The organism is Bacillus sp. AG4(2022) (assembly GCF_031844465.1).
Taxonomy (GTDB): Bacteria; Bacillota; Bacilli; order Bacillales; family Cytobacillaceae; genus Bacillus_AB; species Bacillus_AB infantis.
Genome location: NZ_JAUZVH010000004.1, coordinates 1 through 19,909 on the forward strand (window position 1 = coordinate 1; position 19,909 = coordinate 19,909).

14 protein-coding genes and 4 tRNA genes are annotated in these 19,909 nt (G+C 47.7%); all 18 read left to right on the top strand.

Annotation, left to right across the window (positions count from 1 at the left end; translation table 11 throughout):
* Positions 1-472: 472 nt before the first annotated feature.
* Positions 473-1,414, top strand: a complete 942-nt coding sequence (locus Q9R36_RS11590; RefSeq protein WP_311225154.1) for a YybS family protein — start codon at positions 473-475, stop codon at positions 1,412-1,414.
* Positions 1,415-1,436: 22 nt separating this feature from the next.
* A complete protein-coding gene (locus Q9R36_RS11595) occupies positions 1,437-3,410 on the top strand; it encodes a DHH family phosphoesterase (protein WP_009791714.1) in 1,974 nt (657 codons plus the stop codon).
* Positions 3,407-3,856 carry a 50S ribosomal protein L9 gene (gene rplI / locus Q9R36_RS11600; RefSeq protein WP_009791713.1) on the top strand — a complete coding sequence of 150 codons (450 nt, stop codon included), beginning with the start codon at positions 3,407-3,409 and terminating at the stop codon, positions 3,854-3,856. The genes Q9R36_RS11595 and rplI overlap by 4 nt, the downstream gene beginning before the upstream one ends.
* Before the next feature lie 180 nt (positions 3,857-4,036).
* The gene (gene dnaB, locus Q9R36_RS11605; RefSeq protein WP_009791712.1) at positions 4,037-5,401 is read left to right on the top strand and encodes a replicative DNA helicase; all 1,365 of its coding nucleotides are present in this window, start codon (positions 4,037-4,039) and stop codon (positions 5,399-5,401) included.
* A 220-nt stretch (positions 5,402-5,621) separates the two neighbouring features.
* Positions 5,622-6,914: an adenylosuccinate synthase gene (locus tag Q9R36_RS11610; protein WP_009791711.1), complete on the top strand. Its 1,293-nt coding sequence runs from the start codon at positions 5,622-5,624 to the stop codon at positions 6,912-6,914.
* Positions 6,915-7,249: 335 nt separating this feature from the next.
* The gene (locus Q9R36_RS11615; protein ID WP_022544624.1) at positions 7,250-7,927 is read left to right on the top strand and encodes a response regulator transcription factor; all 678 of its coding nucleotides are present in this window, start codon (positions 7,250-7,252) and stop codon (positions 7,925-7,927) included.
* A 1-nt stretch (position 7,928) separates the two neighbouring features.
* Entirely contained in the window at positions 7,929-8,930 is a 1,002-nt protein-coding gene (locus Q9R36_RS11620) for a sensor histidine kinase (RefSeq protein ID WP_009794708.1), read from the top strand.
* An 86-nt stretch (positions 8,931-9,016) separates the two neighbouring features.
* The gene (locus Q9R36_RS11625; RefSeq protein WP_009794707.1) at positions 9,017-9,700 is read left to right on the top strand and encodes an ABC transporter ATP-binding protein; all 684 of its coding nucleotides are present in this window, start codon (positions 9,017-9,019) and stop codon (positions 9,698-9,700) included.
* Positions 9,697-12,234 (top strand): ABC transporter permease, encoded by a 2,538-nt coding sequence (locus Q9R36_RS11630; protein WP_101548495.1) that lies wholly within the window; start codon positions 9,697-9,699, stop codon positions 12,232-12,234. The genes Q9R36_RS11625 and Q9R36_RS11630 overlap by 4 nt, the downstream gene beginning before the upstream one ends.
* Positions 12,235-12,408: 174 nt before the next feature.
* A tRNA-Lys gene (locus Q9R36_RS11635) sits at positions 12,409-12,484 on the top strand.
* 12 nt (positions 12,485-12,496) lie between these two features.
* A tRNA-Glu gene (locus Q9R36_RS11640) sits at positions 12,497-12,568 on the top strand.
* A 248-nt stretch (positions 12,569-12,816) separates the two neighbouring features.
* Positions 12,817-12,892: transfer RNA gene (locus Q9R36_RS11645), tRNA-Asp, on the top strand.
* Between the two features lie 181 nt (positions 12,893-13,073).
* Positions 13,074-13,146: transfer RNA gene (locus tag Q9R36_RS11650), tRNA-Phe, on the top strand.
* Positions 13,147-13,483: 337 nt separating this feature from the next.
* Positions 13,484-14,962, top strand: a complete 1,479-nt coding sequence (locus Q9R36_RS11655; RefSeq protein ID WP_311225155.1) for a peptidoglycan DD-metalloendopeptidase family protein — start codon at positions 13,484-13,486, stop codon at positions 14,960-14,962.
* Between the two features lie 247 nt (positions 14,963-15,209).
* Positions 15,210-15,920, top strand: a complete 711-nt coding sequence (gene yycF / locus Q9R36_RS11660) for a response regulator YycF (RefSeq protein ID WP_009794703.1) — start codon at positions 15,210-15,212, stop codon at positions 15,918-15,920.
* A 9-nt stretch (positions 15,921-15,929) separates the two neighbouring features.
* Entirely contained in the window at positions 15,930-17,759 is a 1,830-nt protein-coding gene (gene walK, locus Q9R36_RS11665; RefSeq protein ID WP_009794702.1) for a cell wall metabolism sensor histidine kinase WalK, read from the top strand.
* On the top strand, positions 17,756-19,081 hold the full coding sequence (locus Q9R36_RS11670; protein WP_311225156.1) for a YycH family regulatory protein: 1,326 nt from the start codon (positions 17,756-17,758) through the stop codon (positions 19,079-19,081). The genes walK and Q9R36_RS11670 overlap by 4 nt, the downstream gene beginning before the upstream one ends.
* Positions 19,062-19,907, top strand: coding sequence for a two-component system regulatory protein YycI (locus Q9R36_RS11675; protein WP_101548499.1), 846 nt, complete (start codon positions 19,062-19,064; stop codon positions 19,905-19,907). The genes Q9R36_RS11670 and Q9R36_RS11675 overlap by 20 nt, the downstream gene beginning before the upstream one ends.
* The last annotated feature ends 2 nt before the right edge of the window (positions 19,908-19,909 follow it).

Here is a 19,909-nt window from a genome sequence, read left to right on the forward strand (position 1 = left end):
CATACATAGAAGATTGTTTTGGATCTTTGATGCCCACAGGATTCGGGTCATGCAGACGCTGCCGCAGGATGTGGCGTTTTTAGTCTGCGTTCCTTTATAAAGGATCCTCCGCATTTCGATTGTCCAGCTTCAAAGCCTAGCCCCTCGAGTCATAAGCCACTTAGGAATTAAAGGCAAAGAACGCCTTTTATTCTGCCGCGTGTTATGCTTGTCGGCTCTGGGCAAGCCGCTGCCGCATTTCGATTTGTCCAGCTGCGGGTGCTAGCCCCTCGAGTCATAAGCCACTTCAGCATTGAAGCCAAAGAACACCTTCTATTCTGAAACGTTTTATGCTTGTCGGGGCTGAGCAAGCACCCTCCGCATTTCGAAAGGTTGAACCAAGCCTTCATACCCGATAAAATAGTAATAGGAATATGTCTTTGACCTGCTGCTGGATGCAGCTTAGTATAAAGAGAATTTGAGAGGTGAAGCAGTGAAGAATGTCCATAAGTTGACTTCGGGTGCAGTCATGCTGGCAGTGTTTGCTGTCCTGATGCTGCTGACCCTTTACGTCCCTGTCCTGGGGGTTGTCACAAATCTGTTTTTAGCAGCGCCGTTTATTTTATTTGCTGCAACGAATGACCGCAAAAGCTCGCTGGTCTTTTTGACAGGGGGCATCCTCATTTCGCTGATTGTCGGGACGATACTGGCGATTCCGCTTGCGCTGCTCTATGGTATAACGGGAACTGTAATGGGGGATTTTATCCGGGAGAAAAAGTCGCGGTTCAGCACGTATATGGCAAGCTCACTTGCCTTCCTGATCCTGCTGGTTGCCCAATACGGGATCGCGGTCCAGTTTTTTGAGCTGAATGTGATAAAAGAATCGTTTGATATCTTAAAGCAGTCTGTCGATAAGATTGTGTCTTTGATGGAAAATCTCGGCCAGCCGCTCGATGAAAAGATGAAGGATCAGCTTTACAGCGGCATTGAATTGACCGAGACACTCATTCCGAGCTTGCTGATTATGGCATCATTTATCAATGTCCTGATCCTCCAGGCAGTATCCCTTCCAATCGTGAAGCGTTTTGGCGTGAATATGGAAAAATGGGGCCAGTTCCGGAATCTGTCCCTCCCGAAGAGTGTACTCTGGTATTATCTGATTACCATCATTGCGGCCCTCCTTCTGAAGCCGGAGGAAGGGACAGTCCTTTTTGATGCGTTTATAAATCTGAGTTTTATCCTGCAGCTGCTTATGATTGTGCAGGGGCTCTCGCTCGTCTTTTATTTCTGCCACATAAAAGGCTATCCAAAGGCCGTGCCGGTCATAGCCGCCGTCCTGAGCTTCATCCTGCCTTTTCTCCTTTATATTATCAGGATATTAGGTATAATTGACTTAGGATTCAATTTGAAAAAATGGTTAAAAGAAAAAGTCTGACACTACTGTAGGAGCTGAAAACATGCCATCGTATTTAGAAAAGCGATCCATCCGCTATCCGCTTTATTGGCTGATGGGAATAACAGTGGTGGTCCTTGGGATATTGGCATATTACAACTGGATCCTTGGCCTGGCAGGTGTGCTGCTGATTGTGCTGCCATTCTATTTCATTTTTATGATAGACTACCGCCAGCGCCGGGAAACAGAAGAGTATATATCAACACTCTCATACCGTGTCAAAAAAGTAGGCGAAGAAGCCTTGATGGAAATGCCGATCGGGATCATGCTCTTCAATGAAGAGCTATATATCGAATGGACCAACCCATTCCTTGCTTCCTGCTTTGATGAAGATACACTGGTCGGAAGATCGCTTTATGATGCAGCAGAAACACTCGTCCCTTTGATCAAGCAAGAGGTGGAGTCTGAGATCATCACCCTCCACGAACGGAAATTCAGGGTCATACATAAGCCGGATGAACGGCTCCTGTATTTCTTTGACGTGACCGAGCAGACGGAAATTGAAAAGCTGTATGAAGATGAAAGGACCGTACTGGCCATCATCTTCTTAGATAACTATGATGAGCTGACACAGGGGATGGACGACCAGACGAGAAGCAGCCTCAACAATCTTGTCACCTCCCTCCTGAATAAGTGGGCGACGGACAATGGCGTCTTCCTGAAAAGGATTTCGTCTGAGCGCTTCATCGCGGTGTTCAATGAAAACATCCTCCAGCTGCTTGAAAGAGGAAAGTTCACGATCCTCGACGACGTCCGGGAAACAAGCTCGACCCAAAATGTCCCGCTCACCTTAAGCATTGGCGTCGGCTCCGGTGTCTCTTCACTGCCAGAGCTCGGTTCGCTGGCACAGTCAAGCCTTGACCTTGCCCTCGGCAGGGGGGGCGACCAGGTGGCCATCAAGCAGCCGAATGGGAAAGTCAAATTCTTCGGCGGCAAGACCAATCCTGTTGAAAAAAGGACGAGGGTCCGTGCAAGGGTGATTTCCCACGCATTGAAGGAATTGATCACTGAAAGCGATAAAGTGATCATCATGGGCCATAAAAGCCCGGATATGGACGCTGTAGGCGCTTCGATCGGCATCCTGAAGGTAGCTGAGATGAACCAGTGTGAAGGGTATGTGGTCATGAACTTCCAGGATATCGATACAGGCGTCCAGCGGATGATGAAGGAAATCCGCAAGAATGAATCCCTCTTCTCGCGCTTTATCAGCCCTGAGGAGGCGCTTGAGATTGCGACGGATGATACCTTGCTTGTTGTGGTGGATACCCATAAGCCGTCCCTTGTCATCGAGGAGCGGCTGCTCAGCAAGATTGATCATGTGGTGGTCATTGACCACCACAGGCGCGGTGAGGAATTCATCAAGAACCCGCTGCTCGTCTATATGGAGCCGTATGCATCCTCGACAGCGGAACTTGTCACCGAGCTGCTTGAATATCAGCCAAAGAAAGGCCGGATCGAAATGCTCGAAGCCACCGCCCTTCTTGCCGGGATCATTGTCGATACGAAAAGCTTTACGCTCAGGACCGGTGCCCGAACCTTTGATGCCGCCTCCTATCTGCGCGGCCAGGGAGCGGATACCGTCCTTGTCCAGAAGTTCCTCAAGGAGGATGTCGACACCTATGTGAAGCGGGCCAAGCTGATTGAGACAGTATCCCTATACCGGGAAGGGCTGGCGATTGCAAAGGGGAACCCTGATCAGACATTCGATCAGGTGCTGATTGCCCAGACTGCCGACACCCTCCTGACAATGGATGGGATCGATGCTTCTTTTGTTATCTCCAAACGGGCAGATAATCTGGTTGGCATCAGCGCCCGCTCGCTCGGCGATGTGAATGTCCAGATCATCATGGAAAGCCTTGAGGGCGGAGGGCATCTCACGAATGCAGCAACACAGCTGACAGACATAACAGTCGATGAGGCGGAAGAGCGCCTTCATCAGGCTATAGATGATTACTTTGAAGGGAGACGGAAAGAATGAAAGTCATTTTCTTAAAAGATGTTAAAGGAAAAGGAAAAAAAGGTGAAGTCAAAAACGTGGCTGACGGCTATGCCCACAACTTCCTGCTGAAGCAGGGGCTTGCCATTGAAGCGAATCAGGCGAATATCAGCACACTGAGCGCACAGAAAAAGAAAGAAGAAAAAGTTGCTGCCAATGAACTGGAAGAAGCGAAAGAGCTTAAAGAAAAACTTGAAAAGATTACAGTAGAATTTTCAGCAAAATCAGGTGAAGGCGGAAGATTGTTCGGCTCCATCACAAGCAAGCAGATTGCTGAAGAGCTTAATAAAAAGAACGGCATCAAGATTGACAAGCGCAAAATCGAGCTCAGCGATGCGATCCGCACGCTCGGCTATACAAAGGTTCCTGTAAAGCTTCATACTGAAGTAACTGCTACATTGAATGTCCATGTAAAAGAAGTAAACTAATTTTGGAAGTTCCATTTACAGATAAACATGTTAAAATATAAGAGTTGAGAGAAATGTGGTCGGTGCCAAGCTGATCACATTTTTCCTGCTTAATCGGCCTTTTTTGTGAATTCAATGGATTTTTGCATAGATTTTTAATAGATATAAAGATAGATAGGCATTAAGAGGGAGTTGGAATAGATGAGTGATCTGTTTGCAGACAGGCTGCCCCCGCAGAATATAGAAGCGGAGCAGGCTGTGCTCGGTGCCATTTTCCTGGAGCCGGCATCTTTGACGCTGGCATCTGAGATGCTGATCCCGGAAGATTTCTACCGGGCAGCCCACCAGAAAATTTACAACATGATGCTTAAGCTGAATGACGAAGGAAAGGCTGTTGACCTTGTCACTGTAACCGAGGAGCTGGCAGCTGCCAAGCTGCTGGAGGATACAGGAGGCGTCAGCTACCTGAGTGAATTGGCAGGCTCTGTGCCGACAGCGGCCAATATTGAATATTATGCGCGGATCGTCGAGGAGAAATCGCTTCTCAGAAGATTGATCCGGACGGCGACAGGCATCGCCCAGGACGGCTACTCCCGTGAGGACGAGGTTGAAGTTCTGCTCGGCGAGGCGGAAAAGAACATTCTTGAGGTGGCCCAGCGCAAAAATGCCGGCGCCTTTCATAATATTAAAGATGTGCTTGTGCGCACCTACGATAATATTGAAGTCATGCACAACCGCAAAGGTGATATCACGGGGATTCCGACGGGATTCGCCGAATTGGATAAAATGACTGCCGGTTTCCAGCGGAATGACCTGATCATTGTGGGCGCCCGTCCATCGGTTGGTAAAACAGCCTTTGCCCTGAATATCGCGCAGAATGTTGCCACCAAAACTAATGAAAACATCGCGATTTTCAGTCTTGAGATGGGTGCAGAGCAGCTTGTTATGCGTATGCTCTGCGCTGAAGGCAATATTGACGCCCAAAGGCTCAGGACCGGCTCACTGACAGATGATGACTGGGGCAAGCTGACGATGGCGATGGGAAGCCTCTCAAACGCAGGAATCTTCATCGATGACACGCCGGGTGTAAGGATCACCGAAATCCGTTCCAAGTGCCGCCGCCTGAAGCAGGAGCACGGCCTTGGCATGATCCTGATCGACTATCTGCAGCTGATCTTAGGAAGCGGCCGCTCCGGCGAGAACCGACAGCAGGAAGTATCGGAAATTTCCCGTTCCCTGAAGGCGCTCGCCCGTGAGCTCCAGGTTCCTGTCATCGCCCTGTCCCAGCTCTCCCGTGGAGTGGAGCAGCGCCAGGATAAGCGCCCGATGATGTCCGACATCCGTGAATCGGGAAGCATCGAGCAGGATGCCGATATTGTGGCATTCCTGTACCGTGACGATTATTATGATAAAGAATCAGAAGACAAGAACATCATTGAAATCATTATTGCCAAGCAGCGTAACGGCCCGGTCGGTACTGTCCAGCTGGCGTTCGTGAAGGAATATAATAAATTCGTCAATCTCGAGAAGAGGTTCGATGACTCAGGCATGCCGCCTGGTGCGTAAAGCCGCAGTTCTGTACTGCGGCTTTTTTCTGTGGAAAAAAGAATAGGACCTTTCTCATATGCAAAAACTAAAGGATAGCCTACAAAAAAAATTACGAACGTATTTTTATGATTTCTTTAAAAATGTTCGTGTTTCATTGACTTTTATTGCTTTCCCTTGGTAAAATTAGAGTTGTTTGAAGAACGGATACATATTTACACTCTTTGGAGGTGCTTTATAAATGTCATCAGTCGTTGTAGTTGGAACTCAATGGGGAGATGAAGGAAAAGGAAAGATTACAGACTTCCTTTCAGAAAATGCTGAAGTGATTGCCCGCTACCAGGGAGGAAATAATGCCGGCCATACCATCAAGTTTGGCGGGGAGACCTACAAGCTTCATTTGATTCCATCCGGAATTTTTTATAAAGAGAAAAACTGTGTCATTGGAAACGGCATGGTTGTAGATCCGAAAGCCCTGCTCAAGGAGCTTGCGTATCTGCATGAAAGAAATATCACAACCGACAATCTGCGCATCTCAAACCGCGCGCATGTGATTCTCCCTTACCACCTGAAGCTGGATGAAGTGGAAGAGGAAAGAAAAGGCGCCAACAAGATCGGCACCACAAAGAAGGGCATCGGGCCTGCGTACATGGATAAAGCTGCCCGGAACGGCATCCGCATCGCCGACCTTCTTGACCGTGAAGTGTTTGAAGAGAAGCTGCAGCGCAATCTTGAAGAAAAGAACCGCCTGCTGGAGCGCTTCTATGAAACAGAAGGCTTCAAGCTTGAGGATATTCTTGAAGAGTATTATGAGTATGGCCAGCAGATCAAGCAGTATGTGTGCGACACGTCTGTTGTGCTGAACGATGCCCTTGATGAAGGCCGCCGTGTTCTGTTTGAAGGAGCACAGGGCGTTATGCTCGATATCGACCAGGGGACATACCCGTTTGTTACTTCTTCCAACCCGGTTGCGGGCGGCGTAACGATCGGTTCAGGAGTCGGCCCTACGAAAATCAAGCATGTTGTCGGCGTATCCAAAGCCTACACAACACGTGTCGGTGACGGACCGTTCCCGACTGAGCTTGATAATGAGATCGGCAATAGGATCCGCGAGGTTGGCCGCGAGTATGGTACAACTACGGGCCGTGCACGACGTGTCGGCTGGTTTGACAGTGTTGTTGTCCGCCACGCCCGCAGGGTCAGCGGCATCACTGATCTGTCCCTGAACTCTATTGATGTTCTGACAGGCATCGAAACGCTGAAAATCTGTGTTGCTTACCGCTATAAAGGCGAAGTGATCGAAGAATTCCCGGCGAGCCTGAAGGTGCTTGCTGAATGTGAGCCTGTGTATGAAGAGCTCCCAGGCTGGACTGAGGACATCACTGGCTGCAAGTCGCTGGATGAGCTTCCGGCCAATGCCCGCCACTACCTCGAAAGAGTTGCCCAGCTGACAGGCATTCCATTGTCCATCTTCTCTGTCGGTCCGGACCGCTCACAGACAAATGTTGTCATGAGCCCTTGGCGCCAGAATTAATAGTTGAAGCCCTCTTTATGGGGGCTTTTTTTCATGGAAAGGTTTAGGATGGGGACATTCAGATCTTTTTTGTTAAGAGTAATTAAAAATTTCAGGAGCCTCTGTTTATTGGAGTGGAAGGCACGTAGACTCCTGCGGGATTGCAGCGGCAATGCTGAGAACCCGCAGACGCGGAGCGGTGAGGAGGCTCAGCATCGCCCCGCGGAAAGCGAAGTGCCTGGAACGGAAACGAACAGACCACATATGGACGCTATCACTCTACCCACATTTTGACGAACCAATCTATTTTCCCCTATGATTAGCATACATAAGAAGATTTTGTCAGGGGGGATAGTATGAACATTCTGGTTGTTGAGGATGATCGGACGATAGCGGCGGGGCTGGAGTATTCTTTGCAGAATGAGAAATATGGTACATTCGTATGCCATGATGCCGCGGGGGCGCGGGAATTGATCAGGACGAAGCTGGATGAGATTGATCTTTGCCTGTTTGATCTGGGGCTGCCGGATGGAAGCGGGTATGATTTGTGCTCACTTGTGAAAAAGCAGAGCGATCTGCCTGTCATTTTTCTCACGGCAATGGATGAAGAAGTGAATGTCGTGATGGGACTGGATATGGGGGCTGATGATTATATCACGAAGCCATTCCGGGTCCGCGAGCTGCTGTCGCGCATCAGGTCGGTGCTGCGCCGCTATGATAAGCAGGACAGGCAGACTGTCACCTTCCAGGCAATCACGGTTCATACCGGCGAAGGGAAGGTCTATAAGCATGGAGAAGAGATCCAGCTGACGGCCCTGGAGTACCGCCTCCTCCTGATCTTTGCGAACCATAAAGGGCAGGTGCTGACGAGGAGCCAGCTGCTCGATAAAATCTGGGACGTTGCCGGCGATTTTGTGAACGATAATACACTGACCGTCTACATAAAGCGGCTAAGGGAAAAGCTCGAGGACGATCCGCAAAAGCCTTCCATCATCAAGACCGTCCGCGGTCTCGGCTATAAGGCAGGCGACTGAGATGCTGCGGAACAAAGAATTCAGGACCTTTTTGTTCACAAGCATCGGCCTTGCAGTTCTATGTGTGCTGCTATCCTCCCTTTTATCCTGGCAGGCAGCCCTGGCAGCAGGGACGGCCTCTATCCTCCTTTTAGCTGCCTTTTTAATTTTCACTTCCTGGCGCTACCGTGAGATTGAAAAGCTTTCACGCTATCTAAGGAGGATCAGCAGTGGAGATTATATGCTCGATGTCCGGGATAATCATGAGGGCGAACTCAGCATTCTGAAATCTGAGATCTATAAGGTGACCATCAGGCTCTCAGAGCAGGGCGCCCTCCTGCAGGAAGATAAAACGAAGCTGACAGATGCGATTTCAGATATATCACATCAATTGAAGACCCCTCTTACCTCGATGATGGTCATGTCAGACCTGCTGAGTGATATGTCGCTTGCGGATGATAAGCGAAAAGAGTTTACCCGCCGCATTCAGGTGCAGCTGGAAAGAATCGAATGGCTGGTTTCCTCCCTTTTGAAGCTTTCAAAAATTGACGCTGGCACTGCCCTTTTTAAAACAGAAAGAGTGAATGTCCCGCAGCTGATCAAGGAGGCTGTTGAGCCGCTTCTGATTCCCATCGAGCTCAAGGAACAGGAGCTTCAGGTCAGAGGGGCAGAGGGCGTCTTCTTCACCGGCGATCATAATTGGACGAAGGAAGCATTGATCAATATCATTAAAAACAGCATCGAACATTCCAGTGAAAAAGGGCGTATCAGCATCAGCTGCAGCCAAAATCCGCTCCTCACCGAAATTATTATCGAGGATAATGGCAAGGGCATCCTAAAAGAAGATCTTCCCTACATTTTCAAGCGCTTTTACCGGGGCAAGAATGCCTCGGAAGACAGCGTTGGCATTGGGCTGGCCATGGCATACGGGATCATGAAAAGGCAGGGCGGAGATATTGAAGTGGCCAGTAAAAAGGGTGTCGGAACAAGATTTACGCTGAAGTTTTACCACCAGGTCATTTAGCAGATGACTAAACTGTCACTTTAGAGTCACGCTAGAGTCATTTTCGCCAGATATACTGAACCTATCAAATCATTGGAGGCTCTAGCATGGAAATCTTGAAAATTGAGAATCTGTCTAAAGTGTACGGAAGCGGAGATACTGCTGTAAAGGCATTGGATGACGTATCTTTTAGTGTCAATAAAGGAGAATTTGTTGCGATCATCGGCCCATCGGGATCCGGGAAATCGACCCTCCTTCATATGCTCGGCGGGGTGGACCGCCCTACAGGAGGCCGTGTGCTGGTCGATAACACTGATATTTACAAACTGAATGAAACACAGCTCGCCATCTTCAGGAGAAGACAGATCGGACTGATTTACCAATTTTACAATCTGATCCCGATCTTGAGTGTTGAGGAAAATATCACGCTCCCAATGCTGCTTGACGGCCAGAAGGTCGACCGGGGGCAGCTTGAAGAAATTGTCGGGATCCTTGGACTGCAGAATCGCCTGTCCCATCTTCCAAACCAGCTGTCCGGCGGGCAGCAGCAGCGCGTGTCCATCGGCCGTGCCCTTATCAGCCGTCCGGCTATCATGCTTGCTGACGAGCCGACCGGAAACCTGGACAGCCGAAACAGCGGTGAAATCATGGAGCTTTTAAAAATGTTCAATAAAACTTATAAGCAGACACTGATTGTTATCACCCATGATGAGCGGATCGCGATGCAGGCTGACCGGGTCATTTCCATTGAAGACGGTAAGGTTGCGAAAAATGAGGTCATCCGGCCATGAATATCATAAACAAGCTGACATTGCGGCATTTGAAAAAGAACAGGAGAAGGACACTTGTCACGATTATCGGCGTCATCATCTCAGTCGCCATGGTTTCGGCGGTTTCCACCCTGTTTGTCTCCTTCCTCGGGATGATGAAGCAGGAAGCTATCCAGAATTCCGGGGATTGGCATGTCATCTACCGTGATGTGTCAGAAAGCCAGATGGAAGCGATACGAAAGGACGAGCAGACGGAAAAGCTGTTTTTCACAAGGGACAGGGGATATTCATCGCTTGAAAATCCCTCCAATAAAAATAGGCCTTATCTTTTTATCAAGGAATTCGATTCAGAGGGAATGGAGCACTTCCCTGTTGAATTGAGTGAAGGGCGCCTTCCAAAAAAGGAGAACGAAGTCCTTTTTCCAAAAGAAATCGTGGAAAAGCAGAATTACCAAATAGGCGATGAAATCACTCTTGAAATTGGGGACCGGCATATCCCAAATGATGACCGCTCTTTTGGCCAGGGGGATTATCTGCAGTACGATGAAACAGAAGTAATTGAAACATTAAGCAAAAAAGAGGAAGGCATCTTTACAATTGTCGGTACGATGGAGCGTCCGGAATGGGAACCATACTCCGCACCCGGCTACACAATCGTTAGCTATATGGAGCAGGATCCCTTTAAGGGCGGAGCAGCTGATATCGGTGTAACGGTGAAAAAGGTGAACCGGTCGCTCTACGAGCATGCCAAAGAGCTGGCCGAAAAAAATGGAATTACTAAAGTCAGCTTCAATAGCGAACTGCTTCGTTATTATGGGGTGACCGATAGTGATAATCTGGCTATCACGCTTTATTCTCTTGCAGCCATTATCATATTAATTATTATCATCGGTTCGGTATCCCTGATCTATAATTCATTTGCCATCAGCGTCTCCGAGAGGGCCCGCCATCTCGGAATGTTATCCAGTGTCGGTGCGACCAAAACACAAAAACGGAATTCTGTCTTCTTTGAAGGGGCGGTAATCGGGGTGATATCCATCCCGCTTGGACTGCTGGCAGGAATCGGCGGCATCTTTGCAACCTTTCTGGTAATGAATCGGACCTTTGGCGATACCCTGGGGATAGACGATGGACTGACCTTAACCGTGACACCCATGTCCATCCTGCTTTCTTGCCTGATCTCGATTCTGACGATTTTCATCTCCACCTATATGCCGGCGAGGAAGGCTTCAAAGGTCTCTGCCATCGACGCCATCAGGCAGAGCCAGGATGTGAAGCTGACCGGCAAAGCGGTAAAAACGTCCAGATTGGTCAGGAAAATCTTCGGCCTTGAAGCAGAAATTGGTTTGAAGAATCTGAAACGGAATAAAAGAAGATATCAAGTGACAGTGTTCTCGCTGGTTATCACGATTGTTCTTTTCCTGGCAGTTTCCTATTTTACTGCAAACCTGAAGCAGTCGATTACGATGACACAGGTGAACTATAACTATGATGTACAGATATACAGTTCTGAAGATCAGGCAGCCCTTGAACCTTATATGAATCTAAATTATGTGAGTGATGCTTCCTTAATGGAGGAGGCCTATTTTTCAACATGGATCAATGAGTCAGAGCTGCCGGATGAAGTGAAGGCGCAGGAATATTATGAAGATATGCTCCAGGGTGGGAAATATCCTTATTCTCTCGTGCTGCATGGAATAGATGAGAAGAGCTTTAAAACATATGCTAATAAGATCGGAGCCGATGTGAATGAGCTCCAGGATAAAGTAATCATCCTTAATAAATTTGTGTACGAAGACGTACAGACGGGGAAAAAGATTGAAACTGGCGGAATCAACGGAAAGCCTGGAGATAAGCTGGATCTGTATCTCCCAGAGGAGAACAGTCCATTTCAATCCCTTGAAATCGGCTTTGCTGCTGTAGAGGCGCCGATGGGCATCCTGCCGCTAGGCAATTATGAAGTTCATCTCCTGATGCCTCAGAAGCAGTTCGAACAGCTGAAGCAGAATAGTGCAGAGACTTCTTATTCCTTGTTCCTGGACAGCTCAAAGCCTGAAGAAATGCAGGATCAGCTTGATCAGATCGAGTCAGAAAATCTTATGATCCAGAATGTCTATCAAAACCGTGAACGGGATGAACAGATGGTAACGTTCATGTCAGTTTTCACCTACGGCTTCATCACGCTGATTTCCGCCATTTCAATTGCGAATATCTTTAACACCATTTCAACGAGCATTGCGCTCAGGGGCAGGGAGTTCGCCATGCTGAGATCAATCGGGATGACACCGAAGGGCTTTAATAAAATGATCAACTATGAAAGCATCTTTTATGGACTCAAGGCCCTGCTGTACGGGCTTCCGATCTCACTCGGTGTTATGCTGCTCATGTATTGGTCATTGCAGAATACATTCCAATACTCATTCGCCGTACCATGGATAAGTGTTCTGATCGCCATCGCTGCGATTTTCATCATCGTGAGCGCCGCCATGCTTTACTCGATTCAAAAGGTGAAAAAGCAGAACATTATTGATGGCCTGAAGCAGGAAAATATCTAAAAATATATGCCTCTCCAGTGCAAAAAGGAGAGGCATATGTTTGCTTTCAGCTGAGAATGGTATACAGATAGAGGCGGCATTCTAGCTTGCAAAATATTTTTTAAAAAATAAGTTGCAATAGTTTTAGAATCTATGATATTATAAAAAGCGTCGTCACAAGAGACAACATATTGAGAGCCATTAGCTCAGTCGGTAGAGCATCTGACTTTTAATCAGAGGGTCGAAGGTTCGAGTCCTTCATGGCTCACCATTTTACTCCAATGGCCCCTTGGTCAAGCGGTTAAGACACCGCCCTTTCACGGCGGTAACACGGGTTCGAATCCCGTAGGGGTCATCGGCATTTGGCTGGTCGGCAAGTAGCTGGCAAGGACGGCTTCCTTGCTGACTGCCATATACATAATCTAGTGGTTTCATTTGAGAGAGTAGTTTCCTTTTTAAGAGTGGTCCCGTGGTGTAGCGACGAGCGAAGCTTCTGTGAAAAATCAGCGAGTTGTCTCGACGCATCAGCTTCCCTGGTTAAGCTTTTAGAGGAAGAGACAGGACAACGCAAACAACGAGCATAGATAATTTCTTTTTAAGAGTGGTCCCGTGGTGTAGCGGTTAACATGCCTGCCTGTCACGCAGGAGATCGCGGGTTCGATTCCCGTCGGGACCGCCATTTATATAGATTCTTTTTAAAGTGGTTTGGAAGAATAACTTAATATGGCTCAGTAGCTCAGTCGGTAGAGCAGATTGCTACCTTCCCTGAAAAGCTTCTGCGGCAATCTGCGAGGAAGTTCGCGAGAACCTTCCGAGCAAAGGACTTAAGCAATACATATTTTAGAATTAAATATTATTATGGCTCAGTAGCTCAGTCGGTAGAGCAAAGGACTGAAAATCCTTGTGTCGGCGGTTCGATTCCGTCCTGAGCCATCCCGTGAAGAGAGAGTATACCTTGTATGCTCTCTCTTCTTTTTTGTTACGGTTTTGTAATATACCCCACACCCTTTTATGGCAGAGATAAGACAAATAGCGGGCAGAAAGCTTGGAAGTATAGGGATTTATGCCTATCTGCGAAAAAAAGATGTTTTTGTAATAAAATGTAAGATTTTATACAATTTTATTACAATGCTGAGACAAGTCCAGGCCCCAGCTTGTTTTATGGTACATTATAGTGGCGTCAAAATAGTACAAAACGAACAATGGTAGATACATAGAACTATGAATATAGATTTGTTTGTTTCCGAAGTCTAGGGGGATCCATTTTACAATGAAGAACTGGGGAAATAGGTTAACAGCATTATCAGGTGCTATGAAAGCCAAAGTGAATAAAGGCAGGAAGTCGGCAATTGCATTGACAGCAGCAGCGGTTTTGGCCGCAGGAGGCACACATCCTGCCGCTGCAGACAGTGAGCAGCTGACAACGGTCTATTATGTATATATTGACGGGAACTACGCCGGTACGGTCCTTGATAAGGAGAGTATTCAATCCAAAGTCGCTCAGCAGGTGGAGAAAGCCCAGGAATCTTATGACTATGAATTGTCTGCAGGGGCTGATATCAGTTACATCCCTGAGCAGGTGTTCAATACAAATATCAAGACAGAAGAAAGCCAGGTGCTGGAGGAAGTGGCGGAAGTCGGCGTCAGCACAGAGGCAGCAGGAATTGTAATTGATGGAGAGACAGCCGTTTATCTGGAAACGATGGAAGAAGCAGAAGCTGTTCTTGAGAAATTCAAGCTTCAATATGCCAGCGAGAAAGAGCTGGATGGATTAGAAGCGTATAAACAAGCTGAAGAGAGCAAAGAAACCCTTCCGCCGCTTGAGAAAAATGAAGAGCGGCTGACAAGGGCCGCCATGTCTGAAGAAGTGAAGGCAGAGGAAATGAAGGCTGATCCAAAGCTGATCCTGTCAGAGGAAGAGGCATTAAAGCTTTTAAATAAAGGAACATTGGAAGAAAAGAAATATACAGTCCAGGAAGGCGATGTGCTCGGCAAGATTGCCGCTAAGCATGATTTGGATCTTAATAAGCTCCTTGCTCTCAATCCCGGGATGAAGGAAGACAGCATCGTTAAGGTGGGCCAGGAAGTCAACGTGACAGTCCTGGAGCCGATGATCCACGCGGTTATTGAGAAAGAGCTTTATAAGAAGGAAAAAATCGCATTTGAAAAAGAGGTCATTGAAGACAGCTCGATGTTCAAGGGCGATACGAAGGTGAAGCAGGAAGGCAAGGACGGCGTTAAAGGGGTGACCTACAAGATCACTGAACAAAATGGCGTGCCTGTCCGAAAGGCGGCTATTTCTGAAAAAGTGCTTGAAGAGCCTGTGAAAGAGATTGTCATCAAGGGTACGAAGGTCATTCCATCCCGCGGCGACGGCAGCTTTGCCTGGCCAGCGGACGGCGGGTATATTTCCAGCAAGCTTGGCTACCGCTGGGGCAAAATGCATAAAGGAATTGATATCGCACGGCCGAGCAGCCGGACAATCAGCGCAGCAGACAACGGTAAAGTCGTGTCAGCCGGAATGACTGGTGACGGCTATGGGAAAAAAGTCATCATCGACCACCAGAATGGATACAGGACGCTATATGCCCACCTCGATTCAATCGATGTGAAGATTGGGCAGACTGTCCCTAAAGGAACAAAGATCGGCATGATGGGCTCAACTGGCGATTCTACCGGCGTGCACCTTCATTTTGAAGTGTATAAGAACGGAAGCTTGCAGGATCCATTGAAGTACGTGAACCGATAGGAGGAAGTCTCTAGTGTGGATGCTAGAGACTTTTTCTATAGGCAGGGAAGCAGCAGGGGCAGGCACTTGAAAGGGACACGGATCGGCATCTTCCAAAAATTGCATAACCTAGGAACAACCCGTTCATCGCTATTAGATGAATTCCGGCGCATAACATGGTAAAGTAAAATAGAGAACTTATGTTTTGATGAGCAATGAAAAATAATAGATATATGATAGATAATCTGCTTCTTAAAGGAGAATGGGTATGGATAAGAAGATATTGGTTGTAGACGATGAAAAGCCGATTGCGGATATACTGCAGTTCAATTTGAAAAAGGAAGGCTATGAGGTGCATTGCGCTTATGACGGCAATGAGGCGCTCGAGAAGGTGGAGGAGGTCAAGCCTGATCTGATCCTGCTTGATATCATGCTGCCGCAGCGCGATGGCATGGAGGTATGCCGCGAGGTGCGGAAGAAGTATGAAATGCCGATTATCATGCTGACGGCCAAGGATTCAGAAATTGATAAGGTTCTCGGCCTTGAGCTTGGCGCTGACGATTATGTGACAAAGCCGTTTTCGAACCGGGAGCTTATCGCCCGTGTGAAGGCGAACTTGAGAAGGCACCAGCAGATTGCTGCAAAAGCCGGGGAAGAGGAAGAAACGAATGAGATTGCGATCGGTTCCCTTGTCATCCACCCGGATGCCTATGTGGTTTCCAAACGCGGTGAGACAATCGAGCTGACACATCGGGAGTTTGAACTGCTGCACTACCTGGCCAAGCATATCGGACAGGTCATGACACGTGAGCATCTGCTTCAGACCGTATGGGGCTATGATTATTATGGGGATGTCCGTACCGTCGACGTTACGGTAAGGCGCCTGCGCGAAAAGATTGAAGACAACCCGAGCCACCCGACCTGGATTGTAACAAGAAGGGGAGTAGGCTATTATTTGAGGAATCCGGAACAGGAGTAAAGAGCCATCATGAAAAAAGTCGGTTTTTTCCGTTCGATCCATCTGAAGTTTGTTTTAATTTATGTGCTGCTGATCATCATTGCTATGCAGATCATCGGAGTGTATTTTGTCGGCCAGCTTGAGAAGACGCTGCGAAGCAATTTCCAGACAGCGATCGAGGAAAGAGTCGACCTGCTATCAGTCTATTTGGAAGAAATCATTACCAAGGAACGGCCTGCCGGCGAGGACCTGCCGACAAAGGAAGAAGAGGTCCAGCGTATTCTGCGTGACTATACTTCCAAGGATATTATTGAGCTCCGGGTCATTGACGGTGAAACACAGAAAGTCCTTGGTTCCAATAAAGATGGGTATGTAAATCAGAAGGCTGTAGATGCACTCACGACTTCAGCCCTGGCCACACGGGCCCCCAAAAGTGATGAGTATACAGATCAGAGCCTTGGGAACCGCAGGGTCTGGGTCCTTGCTTCGCCGGTGAAATCGGCCAATGAAGAAGTCGTCGGTGTGGTATATGTAAAGGCAGATATCGAAAATGTCTTTGAACAGAAGAACCAGATCAACAGCATTTTTGCATCAGGCATCATCATTGCTCTTGCAATCACTGCCTTGCTCGGCATCCTGCTCGCACAGACGATCACGCGGCCGCTGTCTGATATGAGGCGGCAGGCATTGGCAATGGCAAAAGGGAATTTCTCCCGCAAAGTTAAAGTGTATGGCTATGATGAGATCGGGCAGCTGGCCATCACATTCAACAGTCTGACGAAGAAGCTGCAGGAAGCCCAGGCTACTACAGAAGGGGAGCGCCGCAAGCTGTCTTCAGTCCTTTCCTATATGACCGACGGCGTAATTGCGACCGACAGGCGGGGACGGGTTATCCTGATCAATGAACCGGCTGCAAAAATGCTGAATGTTCCACGTGAAACAGTGCTGTCGAGCCCGATTGTGAATCTGCTCGGCCTTGAGGAAGATTATACGTTTGAAGAGCTGCTTGCTGAAAGGGAGTCCGTCATCCTGGATTATAGTACAGAGACAACTCCATATGTGCTCCGCGCCAATTTTTCTGTTATTCAAAAAGAGACAGGCTTTGTTAATGGACTTATTACTGTATTGCATGATATTACGGAACAGGAAAAAATTGATTTGGAGCGCCGGGAGTTTGTGGCGAATGTATCCCATGAATTGCGGACACCGCTGACGACGATGAGGAGCTATCTTGAAGCGCTGGCGGAAGGGGCTATGCATGATGAAGATATTGCCCCCCAATTCCTTAATGTGACAAGGACAGAAACAGAGCGGATGATCCGGATGGTCAATGACCTTCTTCAGCTTTCAAAGCTGGACAGCAAGGATTACCGCATGAAGAAGGAATGGGTCAATTTTGTCGACTTCTTTAACCGGATCATCGACCGGTTCGATTTTTCAAAAGAGCAGAATGTGACCTTCCAGCGCAATCTGCCGGAGCATGCGGCATTTGTGGAAATTGATGAGGACAAGCTTACACAGGTTGTTGATAATATCATTTCGAATGCGCTGAAATACTCACCTGAAGGCGGACAGGTCTCTTTTAACATCGTCGAGCAGGAGGAGCAGCTGCTTATCAGGATTTCCGACCAGGGCGTCGGGATTCCGAAGGACAATCTGGATAAAGTATTCGAACGGTTTTACAGAGTGGATAAAGCTAGAACGAGAAAGCTTGGCGGCACCGGCCTCGGGCTTGCCATTGCCAAAGAGGTTGTGGAAGCCCATGACGGCAAGATATGGGCAGAAAGTACAGAAGGAAAAGGCACGACCATTTCCTTTACGCTTCCTTTCGTTCGTTCTGATGAGGATGATTGGGAATGACCTATGAAGATATTAAATCAATAATATTGGCAGTTCTTGTGTCAGGGAGCATTCTGCTGACATGGAGCCTCTGGACCTATCAGCCTACTTCCGAACAGCTTGGCGAGGAAAATACCGTTCAGGAAGTCGAGCTGGAGGCAAAGAAAGATGTCGGGGACCTCATCGAGCCGAATATGGCCCTGTTCCATTATGAAGACAGCCAGCATCTTGGCACCCTTTCCGCCGAGGAAACAGAAAAGCTTCTTACTGAAATTAAAAAATGGAACTTTGATGATTTTTCGGATATAACAGACGAAGTCGGGAATATTGACCTCTTTGTGCAGGAAGCAGGCCATGCTGAAATCATATACCCGGGAATCACGCCGATGAATCTTTATAAAGAGATCCTGCAGATTAAGGACAGACGGCTGGAGAATATTTACTTCAATAAGATGGTCATAGACATGCAAACTGGACAAAAAAGCGGAATCGTCTACTTTGTCGACACGGAAAGAGGAAGGGTGTACAAAACGGGTGTTGGGCTTTCGAATATCCAAAATTTTAACACCAGGTTCTACCGGCTGGCGAGTGCTTCAACCAATCCTGCTTTTGCCCGCTATGCTCCTTTTGATACCGGGAAGAAATTGATTTTCATACCGGAAAACAAAGTGGAGATGCCGAGATACAGCTTTTTATCGGAAGAGTATGATTCTGAAAGATTTAAAGAAGCATTATTCGACGATCTGGATTCTGTCCAGAAAAGCTATCTTGGGACCGGGGAGGAATTCACAAATGAATCCAGCCTGCTGAGGATCGACCAGAATAAGGTTGAATTCAAGAATCCTACTCCTGAGGATAATGAAAGCCTCAGCCCTGACAATCTGCTGAAGAAAAGCATCAATTATGTGAATGCCCATGGCGGCTGGACTGATAATTACCGCTATGTCCGGATGGATGAGAATAAACACCAGGTGTTTTTCCGGATCTACCGCAATAATTACCCGGTGTTCAGCGAGGATCTGAATCTGTCGGAGATCCAGCTCCGCTGGGGCGGCAGTGAAATCCTTGCCTATTTCCGGAACAATTTCAAACTGGCAAACCTGATAAGTTCTGCTGATGTTACGCTGAGATCCGGCCCGGAGATCCTCGACTATCTGCAGAAGAAAGAGGATTTTGAAGCCGGGAAGCTGGAGGATATCACGCTCGGCTATCAGCTTGATAAGAAATCAAAAACGGAGCTGATCCAGCTTGAGCCTTCCTGGTTTTATAAATACGAAGGCAAGTGGCAGCAGATCAGCACATTTGAACCGGGAGGGAACGATTATGGATTGGAGCAGAATTAAAACGATCTTTATCCTGACCTTCCTCATCCTGGATATCTACCTGGTCTATGAATACTCCCAGCTTCGCATGAACGGCAGCCAGGCGCTTCCGCAGGACAAGCTGGAGAACAGCTTCAAGAGTGCCAACATCAAGTTTGAAGCTGACATACCAAAAGGTGAAGTGCGGGACGGCAACCTGACCGCGGTTTCGAAGAATTTTGCAGAAGAGAACCTGGAAGAGCTGAAGGAAACAATCCTGAAGGACCAGGATATCTCCACCCTTGAGGAAAATGCCCTGAACTCGACCTTAAACAAGCCATTTAAGGTCGGCAAGGACTTCAATCAGGCGGAACTTGATAAGTTCGTCAGGCAAAACATCTATGAAGGCGATAAATACGGTTTCTGGGAAAAAAGCGATGACAGCAATAAGATTACCTATTATCAGAAGTTCGAAGGAAAATTCCTCTACAAGAATGTAAATGGGGAGCTCACCTTTTACTTGAATGCCGACCAGGAAATTGTTACCTACAGACAGACGCTGTTTGAAAAAGTACAGTATCTGAAGGGCGATAAAAAGAAGCTGATTGATCCGACAGAGGCGATTGAAAACCTTTATAGGAATCAAAGTTTAAAAGAAGGCAGCAAGATTACAGACGTGGAACAAGGATATTATTCCAATATCCAGGATGACTCTTCCACCTGGGTGCTGAGCCCTGCCTGGAGAGTTGTCGTGGACGGCAAGGAGAACTTGTTCGTCAATGCCTTTAAAGGCCAGGTCCTCAGTCTCGACAGCGAGAAGAAAGACCTGGGAGAAGATTCGGAAGAAAAAACTGAAATAGTGGAGTGATA